Here is a 19430-nt window from a genome sequence, read left to right on the forward strand (position 1 = left end):
GCGGGGTTTAGCCTTGGGTTGTCACTCCGGCGCCGCCGTGTAGGAAGCAGCAGGTGGGCGTCGATAAGCGTTCTAACTCGAGGGAGTTCTCACCATGGCAGATATTGCTACCCCCCACATCAATCCGAAGGGCGCCCCCATTGCGGATACCGTGCTCATGCCCGGCGATCCGTTGCGCGCGAAGTTCATCGCCGAGACCTACTTGGAGGACGTGGTCTGCTTCAACGAGGTCCGCAACATGCTGGGCTTCACCGGCACCTACCAGGGGCACGAAGTGTCTGTGATGGGCTCCGGCATGGGCATTCCCTCCATATCGCTGTACTCCTGGGAGCTGTACAACACCTACAACGTAAAGAAGATCATCCGCATCGGCTCCTGCGGTTCGCTGCAAAAGGACCTCGGCCTCTACGAGGTCGTGGTGGCCCAGGGCGCCTGCACGGATTCGAACTTCATGTACCAGTACAACCTGCCCGGCACCTTTGCGCCGCTGTCCTCCTACCGTCTGCTCGAGGCACTGCAGGCTGAGGCCAAGAAGCAGGGCGTGACCACCCACGTGGGCAATGTGCTCTCCTCCGATGTCTTCTACAACGCCGACGAGACCGTGAATGAACGCTGGTCGCGCATGGGTGTGCTCGGCGTGGAAATGGAATCCGCCGGGCTCTTTGCGGTGGCCGCAGCCTCCGGCGCCGAGGCCTTGGGCCTGTTCACCGTGTCCGACAACATCGTGACCGGCGAGAAGACCAGCGCCGAGGAGCGCCAGACCGCCTTCACCACGATGATGGAGCTCGCACTGCCGCTGGCCGCCGTCTAAGACACCTCATCTCTGCGCGCTTGTCGACGCCCACCTCGCCCACCCCACCGCGGCGGCGAGGGGGTATCGATCTTGCCGCTCACCCTACCCGCCCCCTCACCCCTGGTGGAGACCATGTCATCCTCATCCACGTCGAGCTCCTCACAGAGCTCCGCCCGCACGGCCCCGGCACTCAACCCCAAAGCAGCCGTGCCGATTCTGCTCATCAGCTTCGTTTTCTGCCTGGTGATCGATAACGGCTTTAAGTTCATGACCCTGCCCATCGCGGAGGATCTCGGCATCTCCGTGAACACTGCCTCGCTGCAGGCTAGCTTGGCCGGCATTGTCATCGGCATCGGCGCGGTGGTCTACGCGGCCCTCGCAGATGTGATCAGCATTCGCAAATTGATGGTGGTGGGCATTGTGCTCATGGCCGTCGGCTCGCTGATCGGATTCTTCTTCCAAGGCGTCTGGCCGATGGTGCTCACCGGCCGCATCATCCAGACCTGTGGTTTGGCCGCCGCGGAAACCCTCTACGTCATCTACGTGACCAAGCACCTCTCGGAAAAGGATCAAAAAACCTATTTGGGCTTTTCCACCTCGGCCTTCCAGCTGGCCATGCTCTTCGGCACACTCACCAGTGGCTTCGTGGCCACCTACATTTCGTGGACCGCGATGTTCCTCATCGCGCTCGTCGCCCTGGTGGCCATCCCCGTGATCCTTAAAACCGTGCCCGAGGAAGCTTCCGCGGGCGGCCACATGGACATCTTCGGCCTGTTCTTGGTGGCCGTGGTGGCCACCGGGGTGATGCTGTACATGCAGGAGTTCCACCTGCGCTGGCTGCTACTCACCGTGGCGGGTATCGCCCTGTTTGTGTGGCACATCAGCACGCACAGCAACACCGTGGTGCGCCCCGAGTTCTTCCGCAATGGCCGCTACGTGTGGGCACTGGTGATCGTGCTCATCCTCTACTCCACCCAGCTGGGTTTGTCGGTCATCGTCATCCCAGGAGCAGTGGAGAACGTCCACGGCGGCGATCTTGCCCAAGCCTCCCTCGTGTTGGCACCCGGCTATGCCGCCGGCGCCGTAGTGGGTGCGCTGTCCGGCCAGGTGGCGAAGGTGCTTAATTCGCGCCAAGCCATCATTACCGCGATCAGCATGATCATCGCCTCGCTGGTGTTGACCGCACTGCTCATCAGCTCCAGCATGGTCGTGCTGTCTCTGGCCATGATCCTCTTCAGCGCCGGCTTCGCCGTGATGTACGCCCCGCTGGTGAACTCTGCCGTGCGCACCATTCCCGCCGCCAAGTCGGGTATCGCCATCGGCTTCTACAACCTCACCATCAACATCGCCATCCCTCTGGGCATCGCCTACTCGGCCAAGCTGGTGGAAATGGACGTGCGCTTCTTTGGCGACGGCCCCTCTGCCACCTACTCCTCCGTGCTGTGGCTGCTGGTACTGCTGTCTGTGGGCGCCCTGGCCATCTACATCCTCAGCGATCGCTCGATGAGCCGCGCCGAAGCACGTCGCAGCGCCTGCGTCGACGCATAACCACCCCCTCCTGCGCGCCGCCTCGGCCGCAGCGATCACGCACCGCCCCGCCGCGCTGGTGTCCCACCCTAGGGAACTCACTGCGGCGGGGCGGTCGCGTGCGTACTTGCCAGCGGCTGGGCAGCCGATTTGGGCCGGCTGGGCGAGTCTAGATGCCTAGACTTCCGATGTGGGGACGGGGGCTGCTCGCTGCTGTTACAAGGTGTAGATCAGGCCGAGCACCACCAACAGCACAGCAACGATGTAGCTGGCACTTCGCGCGACCTTCTCGGGATGTTCACGGGCATAGATCACCGCCGAGCCGAGCGTAGAGCGAGGTCTGCTACGCACCAGACCCACAACGATGGCTGACAAGGTCGGCAGGCTCAATGCGACGGAGGCGTAGAGCACCAACCCAAGATAGCGGTCTACCTCGGTGAGCCCCTCCGCCGAGAGCACTGCCAAGCCACCAAAGAACGGACCCGACGTGGCCGACTGAACCAGGCCAAGAATGAAACCGGTGAGCATCGTGAGCGGAGAGGGGCTGCGCAGGGGACGCAGGATGCGGTCGATCAGCTGCGAGTTTGAGCCACCGCGCACGGCCATAAGCCCGATCAACAGGCCCGCGAGAATGAGCAGCGCGCCGAACCAGGGGGAATCCACAAAATGCTTCACGGCATCGCCAATGCCATCAAAGACAAAAAGCGTGACCAGCGCTAAAGAAAACACCCCGAGCCAATCGCCAAGGATCAGCAGCGCAGCTACCCGCGGGTAGAGGCGATTGGTGGTGGGCAGGCTCACTCCGATAGCGGCAACCACACCGATCAGGAGCACGTTAATCGAATCAACGAAAGCGAAGGTCAAAGCTGAGAGCACGCGGCGGGCTCCTTCAAGAAATGGCGACCACAATAACAGTGACGGTGGCGCACCGTAGGCGTATCCATCGGCTCTCATGGTAGCCGTAGCGCACAGTGAGAAAGAATCACCACTTACCTGCCGGCTGCGCAACAGATCTGCACACCCGCGCCGAGGCTCCTAGGCTCGAAGGTGATATCTTTACCCACACTGTAAGGAGGACAGCTATGTCTACCAGCCCTATCGATGCCCCAGTTGTGGCGATCACCGGCGCCGGCGACGGAATCGGCCGCGCCATCGCCGCCAGGCTTGGCCGCGAGGGGTACGCCGTGGTTGTTTCTGACATTAACGATGAGGCGGGCGCTGCTACCGTCTCGGAGATCACCGATGCTGGCGGCACTGCCACCTTTGTGCACGTCGACGCAGGCTCCCCGGAAGACAATGACGCATTGGTGCGCGCAGCCCTCGACACGTATGGCCGCCTCGATGCGGCGGTGAATAACGCTGGGCTTGGTGCCCCGCCCGCACCACTAGGTGAGATCGACACCGACACCTTCAACCGAGCGATCGATGTGACCTTACGCGGCACCTTCTTCGGCATGCGTTCGCAATTGCAGCACTTCTCTAGCGCCGGGGCTGGGACGATCGTCAACATCATTTCTATCGGTGGGCTGCAGGCCAGCACCCATTTATCGCCCTATATTGCCGCCAAGCACGGGGTGGTTGGTCTGACTGAAACCGCTGCGTTGGACTACGCCGCCCAGGGCATTCGGATCAACGGCGTGGCTCCCGGCCCGATCGCCACCGCCGCCCTCGACACATTGCCGGACGAGGTCAAGCAAGAACAGAAGGCGCGGGTACCACTTGGTCGCTTTGGAGCTCCGTCCGATATTGCCGCTGCAGTAGCCTGGCTGCTCTCAGAAGAGTCCGCCTTCGTCACCGGCACCATTGTGCCGGTCGATGGCGGTGCTGTGCTCGCCTAGCGCACCTAGTCGCTTGGGCTCTGTTCGCTCAAGTTGCGCTCACTTGGCCCACCGGCGGCACTGAGAGATGTGGTGTTAAGGATGCGCTGTAGGCCCGCCCGGAGATCAGCTATGATCGCGTCCGCCTGCTCGACACTGGCTGGCGCGTTGAGATAGTCCAAGGTGAGACCGTTGACAAGGGCGGTGATCAACCGCGCTGTCTGCGGCACCTCACTCATCTCGATTCCGGCATCTGGCTCGGCTGCCGTGGCGCTGAGCCCATCACGGAGCTTTTGTTGGAACAGCTCGAGTTCGCGCCGATACACCTCAGCGATACTGTCTCGTGTCGACGCCGCCGCCCCCATCACCACCCAGAGGGCGGCGTCTTCTCGCTGCAGCTGCCCCACGGGGAGCAATTCCTTAAGTGCCCCCACGAGCTGCTCGAACGGCGTACTCGCACCCGACAGCGCCCGCACGCGCTCGTGCTGTCGGGCGCAGGACCTCTCCAATGCCGCGATGAGTAGGCGCTCCCGCGTACCCATGTAGTACTGAACCGTTCCCGGCGCGACTCCCGCGCGGGTGGCGACGGTGCGCACGCTCACCACATCAAATCCCTCGGAAACGATCACGCTGATGGCGGCGTCGGCGATGGCTAGCTGTTGTGCAGACATACTCTTCATTCTGACATGTTCTGAAGACTCATAACGCCCGCGTAGGCGCCGGCACCACTCACGTTATCCATTGGGCAGCCCGCGTGTCGTACGTTCGTGTAACATCAAGTCTCATACGTTCGTATAGTTTCTTGATTGATGGAGCGCATATGATCGACCTTCTCGCCCTCATCCCTCTTGCCCTCGTGGATAGCCTCAGCGCCGGAACCTTGGTGTTACCCATCGTTTTGCTCATTGTATGGCAGCGTCTCATCCCGAAGCCCTACATTGTCTATCTCGGAACTATAGGCACGGTCTATTTCCTCTTAGGCCTCGGTCTTTTCTGGGGAGCTGAGCAGCTAACTTCCATAGGCACCCGCCTGGCACAGTGGCCTGTCTCCTCATGGGTCTTGTTCGTGCTCGGTTGCTGCTTAGCGGCCTATGGAATCCTCAGCCCCAATCCACGCAAGCGAAGCGCGGAGGAGATTGTGGATTCCTTCGCCGCCAAGCAAAAAGGGATGTCCGCCGCCCCGTGGGCGATGGCGATGCTCGCATTGAGCGCCGCTGTGGTCGAGGTGGGCACCATGCTGCCCTACCTCACAGCTCTCGGCATTCTCCGCTCTTCGGAGATAGCAACCGCTGGGAGCGTGCTAGCACTTGCGGTGTACTGCCTCATCATGATTGCCCCTGCGGCACTCATCGGGCTCATTGCCCGCCGTTGGGGTCCACAGCTTAGAGCAAAGCTCATCCCCTACCTGCCGCGGTTGGAGTACGAGACCAAGGTGACTGTGCTGTGGATCGCGGCGATCGTGGGCATTACGCTCGCGGTTCGCAACTTTGGCGCCGTGATCCCCTAAACACCCTGCCGTTATTCGCTTCGCGATCCCCACCAGCCAGGACGCTCGTACCGAGGGAGGCTAGACAGTTGCTGGAATATCCTCTACCTCCGGCTCCTCCCTGCCCCGCCGCGCCATGTCTCTCTCACTTCGCGCGCGCCGCAGGAGTATCTGATCTACCACCAGCATGGCGACTAGGCTCGCCCCAAACAGCGGCAGGAACGTCCCCACCACTGCGAGAAATACCGCAATGCACATCCAGTCGCGGAGGCTGAGTTGCACCCGCGGTCCGGGAATTCCGGCTGGTGCACCAGGGGTGGGCCGCCGCTTCCACCACAGGACATAGCCGGTGATCACCAATCCGGCCATGGCTAGCGCCGCGAGACACAGAATGATCTGCAACGGCAGTCCGAACATGATGCCCATATGCAGGTAGATGCCCCACGAGGTCAGCCGAGAAAACAGCGGCAGCTGCGAGAAGGGCAACCGATCCACCACCGCGCCGCTTTCTCCGTCAATAGAGACTGCATCACTGCCCAGCCGATAAGGTACCCAGCGCTCGCTGGCCTGCCATGCTGTAGCTGTGTCCTCCCCTGGAAATAGTCGAACGGAGCCGGTGAGCCCCTCCTCCCGCGCGGCTGCCAGCACCCGATCTGATTGTTCGGCAATCTCCTCCGGCCCCACGGGCTTCGACGAACCACTGGAGGATGTAGCCAGATCCGTATAAATTGGTTCAGCCTTCCAGTTCAAGGCCTCCACTGTGGCGGACACGTTCTGACCAGCAACGTTAGACCACGTAATCCCTGTAGCCGAGAGCCCGATCATCGCCACCAGAAGCCATGCACCAGCGGCCCCATGCCAGTTCATCAGTCGCTTGCGACTTCCCCGAGTGGTTGCCGGCACGCCGCGCAGCGATGCCTTCAGGCTCTTAGTCCGCGCCCACCACAGATAGGCCCCGCCGAGCGCCACGAACCACATCCATGACGCTGCAAGCTCGGAATACAGCGCCCCCGAATCCCCCAAGTGTAGATCCTTGTGCAGCCCAGAGATCCAATAGCGCAGCGGTAACTCGCCCAACCCCGAGTAGGTGGGCTCATCCCCCACCACCTCGGCCGTGCCGGGGTCCACAAACACGCTGCGAAGACGCGACTCTCCCACTGTGTCATCACTCAGCAAGACTCGTGTTGTTTCTCCCGGTTCGCTGGACGGCCACACCTGCGCGATCGGCAGATCTGGGTGCTCCGCATGCGCGGCGCGAACCTGCTCTGCCAATGGCTGAGAAGAGTCGGACTCTGACACACGCATGATGTCTCGGTACACGACTGATTCCATCGTCGGCGCCACTGCATAGAGCGCTCCCGTTACCGCAGCCACGAGAAGAAAAGGCCCGATAAACATTCCGGCATAGAAATGGATACGCCGCACCAGCGCCGCCAGTCCACTGCGCGACTCTGTGCGCGTATCTCCATTCGCGGACATGCATTCTCCTTAACTATTCACAACAATGCTTGCCCCTAGTTGTCGGATATGTCGCGCTTTCAGTTCCCATTTCCCTCATTTTTGCTTTTCGACGCCATCTCGCATACTTGTTTCCCTTTGTAATTAACCGATAAACGCCATCTTTTTGTTGATGGGTTCATCTATATTTCTCTCAGGGACGCTTCGAATTCCTTTGGCGTTTCCGCACCGCGCACCTAACCCACCTACGCTGGCCTACCCCTACGTACGGGGCACAATTTTGGCCCTGCCCACCGATTTGGTTGAGTCAGTGTCTGTGACTGATAACCAGCGCCAAGCAGCGCCCCACCAGCCCCAAGCCCACTCGGATGAGGTTCCCGAAGGCCCACTTGCGGTCAACGAACCGGTGAGTAACCCGCACCCCTCCACGGTTCCGCCCAGGATGACCGCGCGGGAGTTCACCCTCAAGGTGCTGAATGGCATCTCTATCGCGGTGGTAGTGGCGCTCGTCCCCCAGGCACTCTTGGGAGCACTACTAAAGGCCTTGCTTCCCGTCTTCCCCCTCGGCGGGGAGATCATCACCGTCGTGAGTATGGCCACCTCGACTCTGCCGCTGCTTATTGGAGTGCTCGTGGCTATGCAGTTCACACTCACCCCCATCCAAACCGCCGCGGTCGGAATTGCCGCCATGTGCGGCTCGGGGGTTGCCACCGTGGACCCTGATGGCGGCTTCCACCTTCAAGGCACGGGATTGGTGATTAACACCGGCTTAACCGCAGCTCTAGCGGTCGGCCTGATCTATCTCATCGGTGACCGCCTGAAGAACTACACCATTTTGTTGCTCTCCACCTTGGTGACGGTAATCGCAGGCGGTATCGGCTGGATTGTCACCTATCCTCTGGTCAAAGTCTTCACCGAGTGGCTTGGGGGGCTTGTCAACGGAGCAACCGGACTCCAGCCCATCCTCATGGGCATTGTGCTTGCCATGATCTTCGCCGCGATGATTGTCTCCCCCGTCTCTACTGTGGGTTTGGCCACGGCGATCATGATGGACGGAGTGGCCGCTGGAACCGCGAACCTCGGTGTTGTTGCCGCCGGCTTTGGCCTCATGATTGCCGGATGGCGTGCCAATGGTGTCAGCACCGCTCTGCTTCACGTCCTCGGATCGCCGAAGGTACAGATGGCCAATGCCTTCAAACGCCCCGTGATGATGGTCCCCATCCTTGCCCAGGCCGCGGTGCTGGGGGCTATCGGCGGCGCGATCGGCATCGCCGGCACCCCTATTTCTGCAGGTTTTGGCATCTCTGGGCTCGTTGGTCCGCTCGCAGCCTACAACACCGGAAGTTCACTGATTACCGTCGTGTCGATCTTCTTCATCGCCCCAGTAGCCCTCTCGCTGGTGTTCACTGTCGTGTTCCACAAGCTCCTGCCCATCACCTCGGCTGAGGACTACGCGCTCGAGTTCGATTAAAACCAATACTCACCCCGAGTTACCCACTGTGCCCCAGTTATTAAGGCCACCGCTACGCCCTAAAAGCAGCCCAGCGTGAAAACACACTGGGCAGCACTCCTTCCTTCAATTCTGAAGGACCTTCTCCACTGTCGAAGGAACATGGCTGTAAGAGCACCACGAGTGGATTCTCGATCAGTGCCGGCTACACCCCAGCGATTCCTTCTATGCGGTACCTAGCATCGCCGGTCAGTACTGCTTGAGATTAGCCACCAGAGAATCAAATTCGTAGCGCAGATCCGTTCCAACATACTTAGTCGCAGTGACCCGTGGCCTGATCTCTTCCACGAGGGCTCGGGCCTCAGAGATGTCCTCTACCTGCAGGAGCATGGCGGCCTTCGATATCAACGTGAGCAACTCCATCTGCTCGTCACCCAGCGCGGCGAAGGCTTCTGCCGCCGAGGACGCGTAATCCATACCGGTGCGAATGCTGTGGCAGCTAAACCAAACGTGGCTGGCCTGCCGCAAGTACATAGCCTCCCGCCACTGGCGAGACCGGCCCCACCGCTCCCCCAACTCGGTGTTCATCACCAGTTCCCTTACCCGGTCAAGGGTTAGCTCCACCACTGCTCGCTCTTCATCGGAGGCGGGTCCCGGCTGCTTAGCGATGAGGCTCGCCAGGGCCTGCAGATCGTCACTGAGGTTGACCTGCTGATCAAAGTAGTCCTGCTCTGCTGCCTCGATAGTCTCGGTTGGCTCCGCGGACTCTTTCACGCTCGCCCACCTCATGTGCGCCTGCTCAAGCCGCGCCTCTTGGAAGCTCACAGCACGCTGAGCCAAAGCGATGGCCCGGCCATACTGCTGCGCGTTCTCGAAGTGCTGGATGGCAATCGCAGTGAGTTTTCGACGCTGCCGCGGCTCTTCGACGCTCTCGGCTACCTGCTCAAAGTAGTGGCCAGCATCCCCGCTATGCCCTAGATCCGCCGCAGCCCGAGCCACATCGAAGTTAGCGTTTAATAACACTTCCGGCAGAGGTTGACCGGTACTGAGCTCATCGAGACAGCCCTGCAACAAATCTGCGGCCTCCGCCGGGCGCTTGAGGTCCAAGAGAACTTCGGCCAACGAGCCTGCTGCCAACATGCGAAAGTGAGTTATGGCGCACGCCGCGGAAAGGTTCACGCAATCGCGCAACGGGGCGATGGCCTCCTGAAGATAGCCGGCTTGTTGAGCAGCACGCCCCATGAGCAGCCACGCACACAGCCGTGCGCCGATAGGCTCAGTCGTCTCCGCGTAGAGAGACTGGTGGCACAGTTGCGCGCATTCTTGGAATTGCCCCTGGTCCATGTGTTCCTGGGCCGGCTCCAGCAGCGTGTATGCAGGTTCGATGGAGGTGGGCTTGTCGCACCCCATTGCGGCAAGGCGCACCCGGTGCACCGTCAGCTGTTCCTCTGGGAGGCCGCGCAGCTCGGCTGCCTCGATGGCCAAACGGAGGCGGATGTAGCTCTCCTCTGGGCTGCCTTGACCGCCAGTTGCGCTGGCTGCCCCATCCTGCTGGTGAAACTCCGGCCACTGATCCGGGGACTCGGAGCGATCCATCATCCGCTGCTTAGCGCTAAGACCGTAAATAGCGTCCGCGTCCACACCGTAGGTGGCCTCCGCGGCAATCAGTTCATCCACCGAGGCCTCCCGCCACGGCCCGCGCACATCGACCGGCGTAAGTGGTTCCTCCTCCTGCTGTTCGTCCTGGGCGGCACTTACTCCGCCAATGCCAGTGGTACGGAGCGTGGACGGGCCGGAGGAGCTGTCGACAACCAGCTGCCCGCTCAAACCCGTGACGTCGGGGATCTCGCTCTCCGGTGAGAGCTGCGGCGGAAGTTCCGGGTTGAGCCACTCCTCCAAGCGGCGCATTTCCACCTCCGGGTGCGGGTGACCCGGGCGGGCAGCGAAACTCTGCGCCAAAGAGCGCGCCACATCCTCGCACCAGTGCCGCGCCTGGGAGATGGTGGGGTTATCCAGCCGAGGCGCATGAGCCCATTCCAGGCTGTCCCCCGGCAAGGTGCCGTGCAGCTGCTCCTGGGCTCGCTCCGGGGGAAGTGCACCCAGCAGGACGGCACCCGCGATGGCAAACAGTTGCAGGTCCCTAGGAGTCTCAAACTCGGTGAACCAGGGCAGATGGCGCCGGAAGATTGCCAGTCCCCGCTCCAAGCGGGATGGCCGCCCTACCTGGCCAGAAAGCGCCAGGTACAGCACTTGCTCCGGAAGGTACTGCGCATCGTACGGCGACTGCTGCCACTTGCGGTAGGTGCGCACGTGCGCCGCCCACGCCAGATCGTCCTTGCCTGCGTAGAGCCAAGGCACCATGAGCTCGTTGAACAAGGGATCCGCCACAAAGCGGTCCTCGTGCTCCTCGACCAGTGCAGCCTCGCCCATGTTCGTAGCCGTGGTCCACTGTTGCCGCTCACGGTAATAGGGCAGGAGAGTAATCATCTCCGACGCCAGTGAGGAGCAGAGATCTCCACGCGGCGTGGTCTCCCACTGCGTCAACGCTGCATCCGCCGCCTCCGCATTGCCCAGCGTCTCGTTGATATCCAGCTCAGCCAAGGAAACGGCGCGCAGGGTGTCACCAAGCTGCCGGTACAGCTCACGCATACGCTCTAAGAACTGCTCCAGCTGGCTGACCGACACAGTGGGAAGCAGGGTCATGGCAGTGATTGTGGTCGGGTAGAACTGCGCCCACAGCTGCACCTGCCCATTGGAGAAAGCCTCCGGATGCTCCCGGTAGGTTCTATCCAGCCACGCCACGGGGGCGATTGCCCGAGTGTAATCGCCGCCGGTTTGATAAGCCAGCGCCAGCGAGAGGTAGCAGTCCACTGCCGTCTGAAGATCCCCTCGTTCCTCCGCCAAGGAGGCAGCTTGCGCCCAGAGGTTGGACCTCGTTGTACCCCGTGGCGCGCTGCGGGCTCGGTCCATGAGCATCTCTAGGTCATCACGCTGGTCCTCCGGTTCGCGCGATGCTGCGGAGGCGTTGGGCGGCGGAGGTGTGGTGGACATCAGATGGTCTCCTTGATCGGGTAGAAGTAGCGGTCAGGGGCGAGGGGTCTGCTGCGGGATTGGGGCAAGCTACGGTGAAGAGCCGGCCAGGGACAGGGAGATCAAAGTGGTCAGGGCGCTGGAGCTCCAGGACCGGGCCTGGGTAGTCAGCGGGTGGTGCCCCGCCAGGAGCGCCTGCACATACAAGCCACGGATGGCACTACGGGTGAGCTGATGTCTATCGCTGACACCCGAGAGCTGGTTAATCACTGCGCAATCGGCGTTAAGCACCAGCTGTGCGCCGGGGCTGTGCGCGGCGCGGATGCGCGCCCGGCCGGCGCTGGCGACGATCTGCCCCATCAGGTCGTTGGCATTGTGCAGGCGCTCCTCAATCTGCCGACCGGCACCGCCCTCATCCGGCAGATACACCACCGGCACCGAGACCGGATGGAAGCGACGCACGAGCACGCTCACCCGTTGGGAGGCCAGCGCCTCCTCGGCCGCCGCAATCAGTGGGAGGAACGGGGCCTCCTCAGAGGCCCCTAGCGGGGACATGGCACCAATAATCTCCGCCGCATGAAGGCGGCGCACCGGAACGTGCGGAGAATCCAGCGCCACCTGTGCCAGCAGCTCCTCGTCAAAGGCGTCCCCTGCGTAGACCACCGTCAGACCATTGCCGCGGACGATGGGTAACACCGTGCGGTATTCCGCCTGGGTAGGCACAAAGAGAATCTGCCCGGCGCGATCCATCACCTGCTGAAGAGGCACCATGCCCTGCGAGGTGGGGAAAGGCACTGCGCGCACGACCATCGCCCGGGTGTGCGTATCCGTGACGGCCAGCGCCTTGAGCCCGTGGATGTGCAGGCTCACAAAATTCTCAAACAGCTCGGGGTTTTCATTGGCGAGCTTTTGCAGCCAGCTCTGGATCTGCTCCCCTAGTTGGATGCGGGTTGCGTCCAGCAGTTCATCGTCGAAAAGCTGCTCGCGGGAAGCTGTGGGTTTGAGTATCTCTGTATTGAGTACCACGCGAGCGAAATAGGCCCACTCTGGCAGGATATTCGTAATCCGGTGCCCTACAAGCATGCGGCGGATGTAGACGTCGTGGTACGTGGCCTGTCCGGGGACGGAACCGGTGCCCATGATGAAGGCCACGCCCTCGGTGCCCATGGCGGGCAGCTTCAGTGGTAGGCAGGCGAAGGGGGTGAAGCCGAAGTGCTCCGCGCACCACTGCCCCGCCTGGCGCACGGACATCTCCCACGGCGGGGTGGGGTCACTGATCACTTCGTGCTCCCCGCCGTCCCGCTCGATGGTGATGTGCACGGGCAAGTAGCGGCCATAATCGCGCAAGATAGCGGTGAGGACGGGGACCTCGCAGTATCGCTCCCCCCGGCCGCGGGTGAAGTATCACCGTGGTCCCCGGACCATGAAGTTCCGGCGGGATCTCTCCGGACGATGCCGTTTCCACGGTCCACGTCCCCCGCGAATCGCCCACCCATTTCACCACATCGGCTTCAGGCTCGCGGGCGGAGCGGGAGAACACCGTAATGGTGTCAGAGACCATGAAACAGCTGAGCAGGCCAATACCAAACTGCCCCAAGAACTCGCTGCGGTCAAAGCCCAACTCGTCCAGTTTCGAGGAAGCGCCGATGGTGGCCAGCAGCTCGCGAGCTTCCTGCAGCGTGAGCCCGATCCCCGAGTCGGTGACCCGCAGCCACCCTGGGCCTACGACGCAGCGGATACGCGCCGGGGCATCGGTCTCGATTTCTCTTCGGGCGGTGATCGCATCGAGCCCGTTTTGGAGAAGTTCTCGCGCGAAGACCCGCGGACCTGAGTAGAGGTTTCGGGAAAGCAGCTCCACCATGCCGCGCAGATCCACGCGAAAGCTCTGTTGCGAGCCCTCCCCCGGATTCCGGCGGCCAGGTGGATGGTTGGCGTCACTCATTCTCGATGGGCCCCTCCACGCCCTCCTGCTCTTGCCCTGGTGGTGTGTAACGCAAGCGGCTTATTGGGCGGCGTCCTCGATGCCCATGGCCTGCTTGTACTCGTCCAAAGCTTGGACGGAAAGGGTGGAATACGTTGACAGAAACAGGTCAAGCTGCTCGTCTGAGCAGCCCGCATCCCCCAGCACTAGCGCCGAGCCCATCTCTATCTCTACTCCCTTGTCGGGATTGAGCGTGGGGATGGCGGTCGGCGCGACGGCCACGCAGTTCCAGTGATTCGACCACGACAGCGCCGCGGCGTAACGCTCCGCCGGCGCCGGCTCCAGCAGCGCCGCTTGGAAGGACAACCGCTGATGATCGCAAGAAACCTTGACGAACACCCCGTCGAAACCGGTGATCACAGTCTCCTGCTCCTCGATGAGCTGGTGATCAAGCCCCTTGGACTCAAACCACTGGGACACCCTCTGGGCGGTCAACGGGGCGGTCTGAGGGGCAGAGCTTTCATTTTTGTTAAACCATGCCATTGTTAGTTCTCCTCCTGTACCGACACCACAGATGGCATCTCTTGCGAGAGCGTAGCTAGCGCTTCGCCGTAGGCCTGCATCGTGGAGTCGAAGAAGATCTGCAGCTGTTCATCAGTCATACCGGCGCCCAAGGGGAAAGCCGTGTCCATCGTCATCACCCCGGGTGCGTCCTGTGTTCCCACACCGCTCACGCAGACCCTAGGAACGAAGACGTTGCTGGTGTAGCTGGAGGCAAGCTGAACGGCTTTGGTCATCTGTTCATCGCCGTAAAGCCTCCCGGAGAGGTAGGCCAACAAGGTCAGGTAGTTCTCACTCACCTCGACGAAGCAGACGAATTCTTCGAAGCCGAAATACGGCTGTCCGCTCTCGGTAACCTCATAGTTTAGGTTGGCGTTCTCTAGGACTTGCTTCATTCTGTCGTAGGTGACAGGTGGTAAAGACATACACACTCCCTATGGTTGGTGGCGTAGAACACACACCCTACATGACAACGTCGACACTCTGCGTTGACGGCTATTCCACTCGAGAGACTTGCAGTCATGGTCTTTGAGAAATTCCCAAGCATGGAAGCTAGGAGCGAGATCAGGAGATGAACCAGATACACCGCCTTATCAAACGGTAGCTGCCATCGCGTTCGACATTTTCCTTTTGGAAATGACACAAACGAAATCGGCGACACTCTCGTTGCGCCATGAGCAACGACTCTGCAACTCCCCGCCGTCTCGAGGATGTGCCATTAATCGCGTATGCAGCGTATCCCTTGAAAGGCCCTGTGAGCAGCCGGCTTGACCAAGAAGCGCAACACGATAGTTTTAACGCCCCCCGAAGCGACAACCGCCAAAGCACCGGTTAGCGCGACAATAACAAAAGAATTCCTCTACGGGGCGCCAAACTAAGGACCACAAACATTATTCCAAAACAGACAGCATGAGCTTCTGCTACATTTGTGGACTTCGAGCGATGAAGCGGCATAAAACCAAAGAGCACGTCGGGCGCGATGAGCACAATGGATACCGCGAAGGCATGAGAGTGGGACTCGTGCCCACTAGAAGCAGCATCCGGCCCCTGCGCCGCGGTGGCAGGGCCCGAGAATTCTGGTTATGCGAGCACCAGACCATCGGCCTGTGCCACAGACGAACCGAGCACTGCACCCTTACTCACCGGCTCGACTATTCGACTGGCGGCCCAATGCGAAGACACCCTCGGCAGAACACAGGCTGAGCGGAACGCTGCCGACCTTCCCATCCCCACCGCTGCAACGCCCACTGGGCACATCCGACCACTATCCCCCACGAGTTTGGGACCACAATGCGCCTAGTTAGAGCGCGGCGGGCGATAAGCCTATCGAAGGTTGTAGTGGGATGAGAGTAGGTGCGGTTAGCTGTTGGATCGCGTCACTGGGGTTATTTTCTGTTTTTATTGCTACCCCCGAGGTGTGCGCGCCTGTGGGTGATGTGGTTATCTAATGCCGCGCGTTGCTGATGGTTTTGTTTTCCATCAACTAAACGCTGTTATGTCACAGTCTTCTCTGGAAAGGACGATGCTGATGAATACCTTCATCACCGCTGTTACTGCTATTGCAACGCTTGTAGGTGTGATTGTTCCTCTTGCTCAAAGCAGCGCGGAGAACAACGAGAACCCGGCTGTCGTTGAGCAGCAGCCTGCGGACAATGGTTCGAGCAGTTCTTCTTCTGCAGAAGACACCGCTGGCGCCGAGGACGCTGCCGCTTCTGAGGATGCGGATGCTGCTGCAACCGTTGATGAGGATGCTGCTGAAACCGAGTAGCTATAGCCTCTCAGAGAGCTAACTACACCGAGGCCCGGATAGTGCTGTACTTAGTCACTTTCCGGGCTTTCTTATGACCATTCTCGTGGGCACAGGCTGGTGAACCCCAGAAAATAGGTGGGAGCACATGCCCATGACCACCCCGCGTACGAGGCGGCTCGTTTTTCTTCCGTCTATGCTTCAATCAACCTCTGCACTAGGAGGCCTCAGCAGAATCATCGGGCGCCCCTCTCCGCCTGCTTAAGACGATCTCCAACCATCATTAACACCTTGTCAAATTTCCAGTCCATGCTCTTTCGATTGCGTACCGGAAGCGATGGAAGAAAAAAGGACAAGTTCGGGCGTAGACCTCGGAGAAACCCACTAGGCTCCGGCGACACAATAGCTGGGCCAGCACTGCGCCGGCATCCCAGTAGAAAAGCTCCACTACACCCTCACTCATCCGAGCACTCCACCGGCACCTTGGACCCAGAATCACGTGCCGTACTGTTCTCGGATACCTGATCCGAGCTGGAGTAATCAGCGGCAGAGGCCGCTTCCTCGGTGTTCTCTGGGGTGTGATCAACAGAATCGTTATCCATGACTCCTCCTGGGAGTAGAAAAATGGGCATAATAAAACCCCACACCAGCAGTTCCTTCAAGGACCGCCCAATGTGGGGCCAGTCGCCACGCTGGGAATCGAACCCAGCATCACCCAGCCAGGAAGCCAACACCACTACCCTTTGCAGGCAGCAGTTAACCAGTGCTAGGGGACGAGCTACGTCACTTTCAGTGGATCGACAGACAGCGACTGAGCCAGAGTGGGAAAATCGTAGTCTCCTTTGAAAAGCCGCAGGTTTTCCCGCACGGTGTAAGGGATGTAGTCGTCCATGCCGTAGTCCCTAGCGATTTGCATATAAACCTTCACGGCGAAGGTGTAGTCACCGTCATCTGCTTCCTCTTGAACCCAAGCCATTTTCTCTGGAGGAAGCTGAGGTCCCGTCGAAGTGATGTACTCGTACACACTCTTTTGATCGTCAAACTTGGGGTACTCCACGCTGGGCTCCTCTTCTGTCTCTTGATCTCGACCGGATAGGCGTAGTTGGCGACGGTAACGCTTGTCTACCACTCAAGACGTTGTTGTGTCTGTTGCTCCATTAATTCGCTTCTTGACCTCCGTGCAATCCCTCTTTGGTGATTCTAGCTTCCACCTCTTCTCTGGAACTTGATTCACCTTCCACTGGACAACACTGGCTTCCGCTTGGGTTTCGAGCACATCACGGACCGCGTCCACGATCTTCTGGTTCGACCACGAATCGGGATACCCGGGCCTAGCGACCTTCGATACGGCTTGTTTTCTTGGGTGCGTCGTCGAGTTCATGGACACCAAGAGCAAAATACTGTTCCACCACCTGCTCGCGTCTTTTCCCAAGGGGCTCATCGGCGTTCCACCCCCAGAGCACATACCCAGGCTTGTGATGAAGAGTCGGCAGCGGAAGCTTTCACTACCGCGTCCAGCCCCTGAGCACTGCGGTGCAGCCCCGTGATCTCGCCCTCTCCGAAAATCTTAGGTTTTCACCCTCGGACTCGGAGTGAACTGCAGGTGACATGCTGAAACACCATGTTCGACAATCAAGTTAGTTTTCCACTGTGTCTGACGTTCTTGATTTGAGCGAGGCATCGACGCAAGCGCCCTAACCTCCATGGCCACATACCGGCGATGGTCGTGAGACCTCAAAGCCTTAGTCACACCAGCCGTATCCGCGCTGTAGACCGCAGGCCGCGGAGCTGCCACGAAGCAAAAAACCGTGTGGTGCTAGCTTCCTCCCCCAGCAAACTTCATCTCAACAGCAATGCTGCTTTGAGTCCTCTCTCGATCCGGATGCTTCAACACTGCCGCTGACGACGGATGGGTATGTGAACATCTGCCGCAGTGGATCTTAACCTCGTGGCAGATTCCAGCCCAGAAGAACCAATGGAAGGCTGCGACGACTATGGGTCTGGGACTTGACGCGCTAAAAGACATTACAGCCGAAAAGGGCATCCGGTTCGTGCGTCACATCGGCGGGACTAAAGGGTTCTGGCTACCCGAATACAACGCCATCAGCCTCCGCCGCGACCTCAACGACATCAATGCACGCTGCACGTTCACTCACGAACTTGACCACGCCGCACGAGGACACCCCCTGTGCGACGGCCCGTTTCCTTCAGCCATAGACGTAGCTGGGTGCTCCAGCTTGCAGACTCGTGCACACTTGCACGAACCTTCATCCATCGCGGGTCGAGGCCTGTAGCTGGGATGCGCCTAAGGGTTTGGCTGTAGCGACCCTCAACTATCCTAGCTAGTATCAAGGCAACGACCAGCCGGCTACCGAGGTCTTCTCGACTGGCGGCGAACTGCGGTGTCAGGTTTTTCCCAAACCGCGATTCTCAGCGGTTGGTTCTACTGATAGGCCAGCAGCTCAGTTATGTTCAGGGCCGCCGATATTCACGAGGCATGAACACTCTCCCACAGGGCATTATGGGTGCACCGTGGAGTGACTCGCAATACTTCAGCTAGCAGCCTCAAAAAGGGAAAACCCCTGCTCCCGAATGGGAACAGGGGTATTAATCCGTGGAGCTGCCGGGAATCGAACCCGGGTCCTTCGTCATTTCACCAGGGCTTCTCCGTGCGCAGTTCGTGCGCTGATCTCTACTCGGCTCTCCGGCTTGGACGAACACATCCGGACGATGAGCCCAGTTGGCGGTAAGTGTCCCCTCTGGCCCCGTCAACGCAGCCAGTGGGCAAGTTCCCTTGAGTCGATGCCGGGAACTAGGGCGGGAACTACCCTAGGCCGACAGACACGCGTCGCTGATTAGGCAGCGAGGGCGTAGTCACGCTGAGAGGTCTTCTCTGCGTTTATTTTAGGTACTACGACGCTTAAATCGGTGGTCGATAGCCTGCACCGGCACGCTTCCCCTGGATCAGGGTACGAAGTCGAAACCAAAAATCAGCCCCTCGTTCGCACTGCGAGGCGGTCGGGTTGTGCATTGATCCGCTCACAGGAAACCTCATCCTACACCCTGGTGACGGCACTGGCAATGCCTCATCTGGGCTAGGAAGGTTTAGTCAGGCGTTGATGCCCTTGATTCGCCGGCCCAGCTCGCGGGTGATCTCACGTTCCTCGGTGCGCTTCTTGATGTCTTGGCGCTTGTCATAGGCCTGCTTTCCTTCTGCCAAGCCGAGCTCCAGTTTTAAGCGCCCCTCTTTGAAATACAGCTTCAGGGGGATGAGGGTGCGCTTGCCATCGCGGACTTTACCTTCAAGCGAATCGATCTCACGGCGGTGCAGGAGCAGTTTGCGGTTGCGCCGCGGGGAGTGGTTGGTCCACGACCCCATGGAGTATTCGGGGATATTGAGGTGCTGGAGCCACACCTCGCCGTTGTCGATGGTGGCGAAGGAGTCAGCGAGGGAGACTTTCCCTTCCCTAATGGACTTCACTTCAGTCCCAACTAGGGCTACCCCGCACTCATAGGAATCGAGGATGGTGAAGTCGTGCCGCGCTCGCCTGTTGGTGGCCACCACCGCATCTTTCCCGGCGCGTTGCTGCTTCTTCTTCTTTTTGCTCATAACAGCACTCAGTCTAGCGCGCACCTACTT

The 19430-nt window shown here is 60.2% G+C and carries 17 protein-coding genes and 1 other RNA gene; 6 read left to right on the plus strand and 12 right to left on the minus strand.

Features of this window, described 5'->3' with window-relative positions; all coding sequences use genetic code 11:
* Window positions 1-94 precede the first annotated feature (94 nt).
* Together deoD and CCICO_RS08470 are read left to right on the plus strand one after the other, a co-directional pair.
* Window positions 95-811 (plus strand): purine-nucleoside phosphorylase, encoded by a 717-nt coding sequence (gene deoD, locus CCICO_RS08465; RefSeq protein ID WP_018020206.1) that lies wholly within the window; start codon window positions 95-97, stop codon window positions 809-811.
* A 114-nt stretch (window positions 812-925) separates the two neighbouring features.
* Window positions 926-2341 (plus strand): MFS transporter, encoded by a 1416-nt coding sequence (locus CCICO_RS08470; protein ID WP_018020205.1) that lies wholly within the window; start codon window positions 926-928, stop codon window positions 2339-2341.
* Window positions 2342-2536: 195 nt separating this feature from the next.
* Here the strand turns inward: CCICO_RS08470 and CCICO_RS08475 are convergent, their stop codons facing one another.
* Window positions 2537-3196 (minus strand): hypothetical protein, encoded by a 660-nt coding sequence (locus CCICO_RS08475; protein WP_018020204.1) that lies wholly within the window; start codon window positions 3194-3196, stop codon window positions 2537-2539.
* A 206-nt stretch (window positions 3197-3402) separates the two neighbouring features.
* On the opposite strand from CCICO_RS08475, the gene CCICO_RS08480 reads away from it, so the two are divergent.
* Window positions 3403-4158: an SDR family NAD(P)-dependent oxidoreductase gene (locus tag CCICO_RS08480; protein ID WP_018020203.1), complete on the plus strand. Its 756-nt coding sequence runs from the start codon at window positions 3403-3405 to the stop codon at window positions 4156-4158.
* Window positions 4159-4163: 5 nt separating this feature from the next.
* Here CCICO_RS08480 and CCICO_RS08485 read toward each other — a convergent pair whose 3' ends face one another.
* Complete coding sequence (locus CCICO_RS08485; RefSeq protein WP_018020202.1) at window positions 4164-4808, minus strand: TetR/AcrR family transcriptional regulator; 645 nt, start codon at window positions 4806-4808, stop codon at window positions 4164-4166.
* Between the two features lie 149 nt (window positions 4809-4957).
* Between CCICO_RS08485 and CCICO_RS08490 the strand changes: the two genes are divergently transcribed.
* The gene (locus CCICO_RS08490; RefSeq protein WP_018020201.1) at window positions 4958-5644 is read left to right on the plus strand and encodes a GAP family protein; all 687 of its coding nucleotides are present in this window, start codon (window positions 4958-4960) and stop codon (window positions 5642-5644) included.
* Window positions 5645-5704: 60 nt separating this feature from the next.
* Here CCICO_RS08490 and CCICO_RS08495 read toward each other — a convergent pair whose 3' ends face one another.
* A complete protein-coding gene (locus CCICO_RS08495) occupies window positions 5705-7102 on the minus strand; it encodes a PepSY-associated TM helix domain-containing protein (protein ID WP_018020200.1) in 1398 nt (465 codons plus the stop codon).
* A 421-nt stretch (window positions 7103-7523) separates the two neighbouring features.
* Here CCICO_RS08495 and CCICO_RS08500 point away from each other — a divergent pair, with 421 nt between their 5' ends.
* A complete protein-coding gene (locus CCICO_RS08500; RefSeq protein WP_018020199.1) occupies window positions 7524-8552 on the plus strand; it encodes a PTS sugar transporter subunit IIC in 1029 nt (342 codons plus the stop codon).
* A gap of 228 nt (window positions 8553-8780) precedes the next feature.
* Here the strand turns inward: CCICO_RS08500 and CCICO_RS08505 are convergent, their stop codons facing one another.
* From CCICO_RS08505 to CCICO_RS08525, 5 genes are all read right to left on the minus strand, one after another.
* Window positions 8781-11582, minus strand: coding sequence for a tetratricopeptide repeat protein (locus CCICO_RS08505; RefSeq protein ID WP_018020198.1), 2802 nt, complete (start codon window positions 11580-11582; stop codon window positions 8781-8783).
* Between the two features lie 69 nt (window positions 11583-11651).
* Complete coding sequence (locus tag CCICO_RS08510; RefSeq protein WP_156809885.1) at window positions 11652-12881, minus strand: HSP90 family protein; 1230 nt, start codon at window positions 12879-12881, stop codon at window positions 11652-11654.
* Entirely contained in the window at window positions 12832-13503 is a 672-nt protein-coding gene (locus tag CCICO_RS08515) for an ATP-binding protein (protein ID WP_083878327.1), read from the minus strand. Before CCICO_RS08515 ends, CCICO_RS08510 begins: the two co-directional genes overlap by 50 nt.
* Before the next feature lie 60 nt (window positions 13504-13563).
* Window positions 13564-14025 (minus strand): YbjN domain-containing protein, encoded by a 462-nt coding sequence (locus CCICO_RS08520; protein WP_018020195.1) that lies wholly within the window; start codon window positions 14023-14025, stop codon window positions 13564-13566.
* Between the two features lie 2 nt (window positions 14026-14027).
* A complete protein-coding gene (locus CCICO_RS08525; protein WP_018020194.1) occupies window positions 14028-14468 on the minus strand; it encodes a type III secretion system chaperone family protein in 441 nt (146 codons plus the stop codon).
* A 1070-nt stretch (window positions 14469-15538) separates the two neighbouring features.
* On the opposite strand from CCICO_RS08525, the gene CCICO_RS08530 reads away from it, so the two are divergent.
* Complete coding sequence (locus tag CCICO_RS08530) at window positions 15539-15811, plus strand: hypothetical protein (protein WP_156809884.1); 273 nt, start codon at window positions 15539-15541, stop codon at window positions 15809-15811.
* Window positions 15812-16245: 434 nt separating this feature from the next.
* On the opposite strand, the gene CCICO_RS08535 is transcribed toward CCICO_RS08530, so the two are convergent.
* The 4 genes from CCICO_RS08535 to smpB form a co-directional block, all read right to left on the minus strand.
* A complete protein-coding gene (locus tag CCICO_RS08535; protein WP_156809883.1) occupies window positions 16246-16392 on the minus strand; it encodes a hypothetical protein in 147 nt (48 codons plus the stop codon).
* Window positions 16393-16568: 176 nt separating this feature from the next.
* Entirely contained in the window at window positions 16569-16847 is a 279-nt protein-coding gene (locus CCICO_RS08540) for a hypothetical protein (RefSeq protein ID WP_040357823.1), read from the minus strand.
* A gap of 1555 nt (window positions 16848-18402) precedes the next feature.
* Window positions 18403-18788: a transfer-messenger RNA gene (ssrA, locus tag CCICO_RS08545) on the minus strand.
* 111 nt (window positions 18789-18899) lie between these two features.
* The gene (gene smpB, locus CCICO_RS08550; protein ID WP_018020188.1) at window positions 18900-19400 is read right to left on the minus strand and encodes an SsrA-binding protein SmpB; all 501 of its coding nucleotides are present in this window, start codon (window positions 19398-19400) and stop codon (window positions 18900-18902) included.
* Window positions 19401-19430 lie beyond the last annotated feature (30 nt).

The sequence above is a fragment of the Corynebacterium ciconiae DSM 44920 genome (assembly GCF_030440575.1).
GTDB classification, from domain to species: Bacteria; Actinomycetota; Actinomycetes; order Mycobacteriales; family Mycobacteriaceae; genus Corynebacterium; species Corynebacterium ciconiae.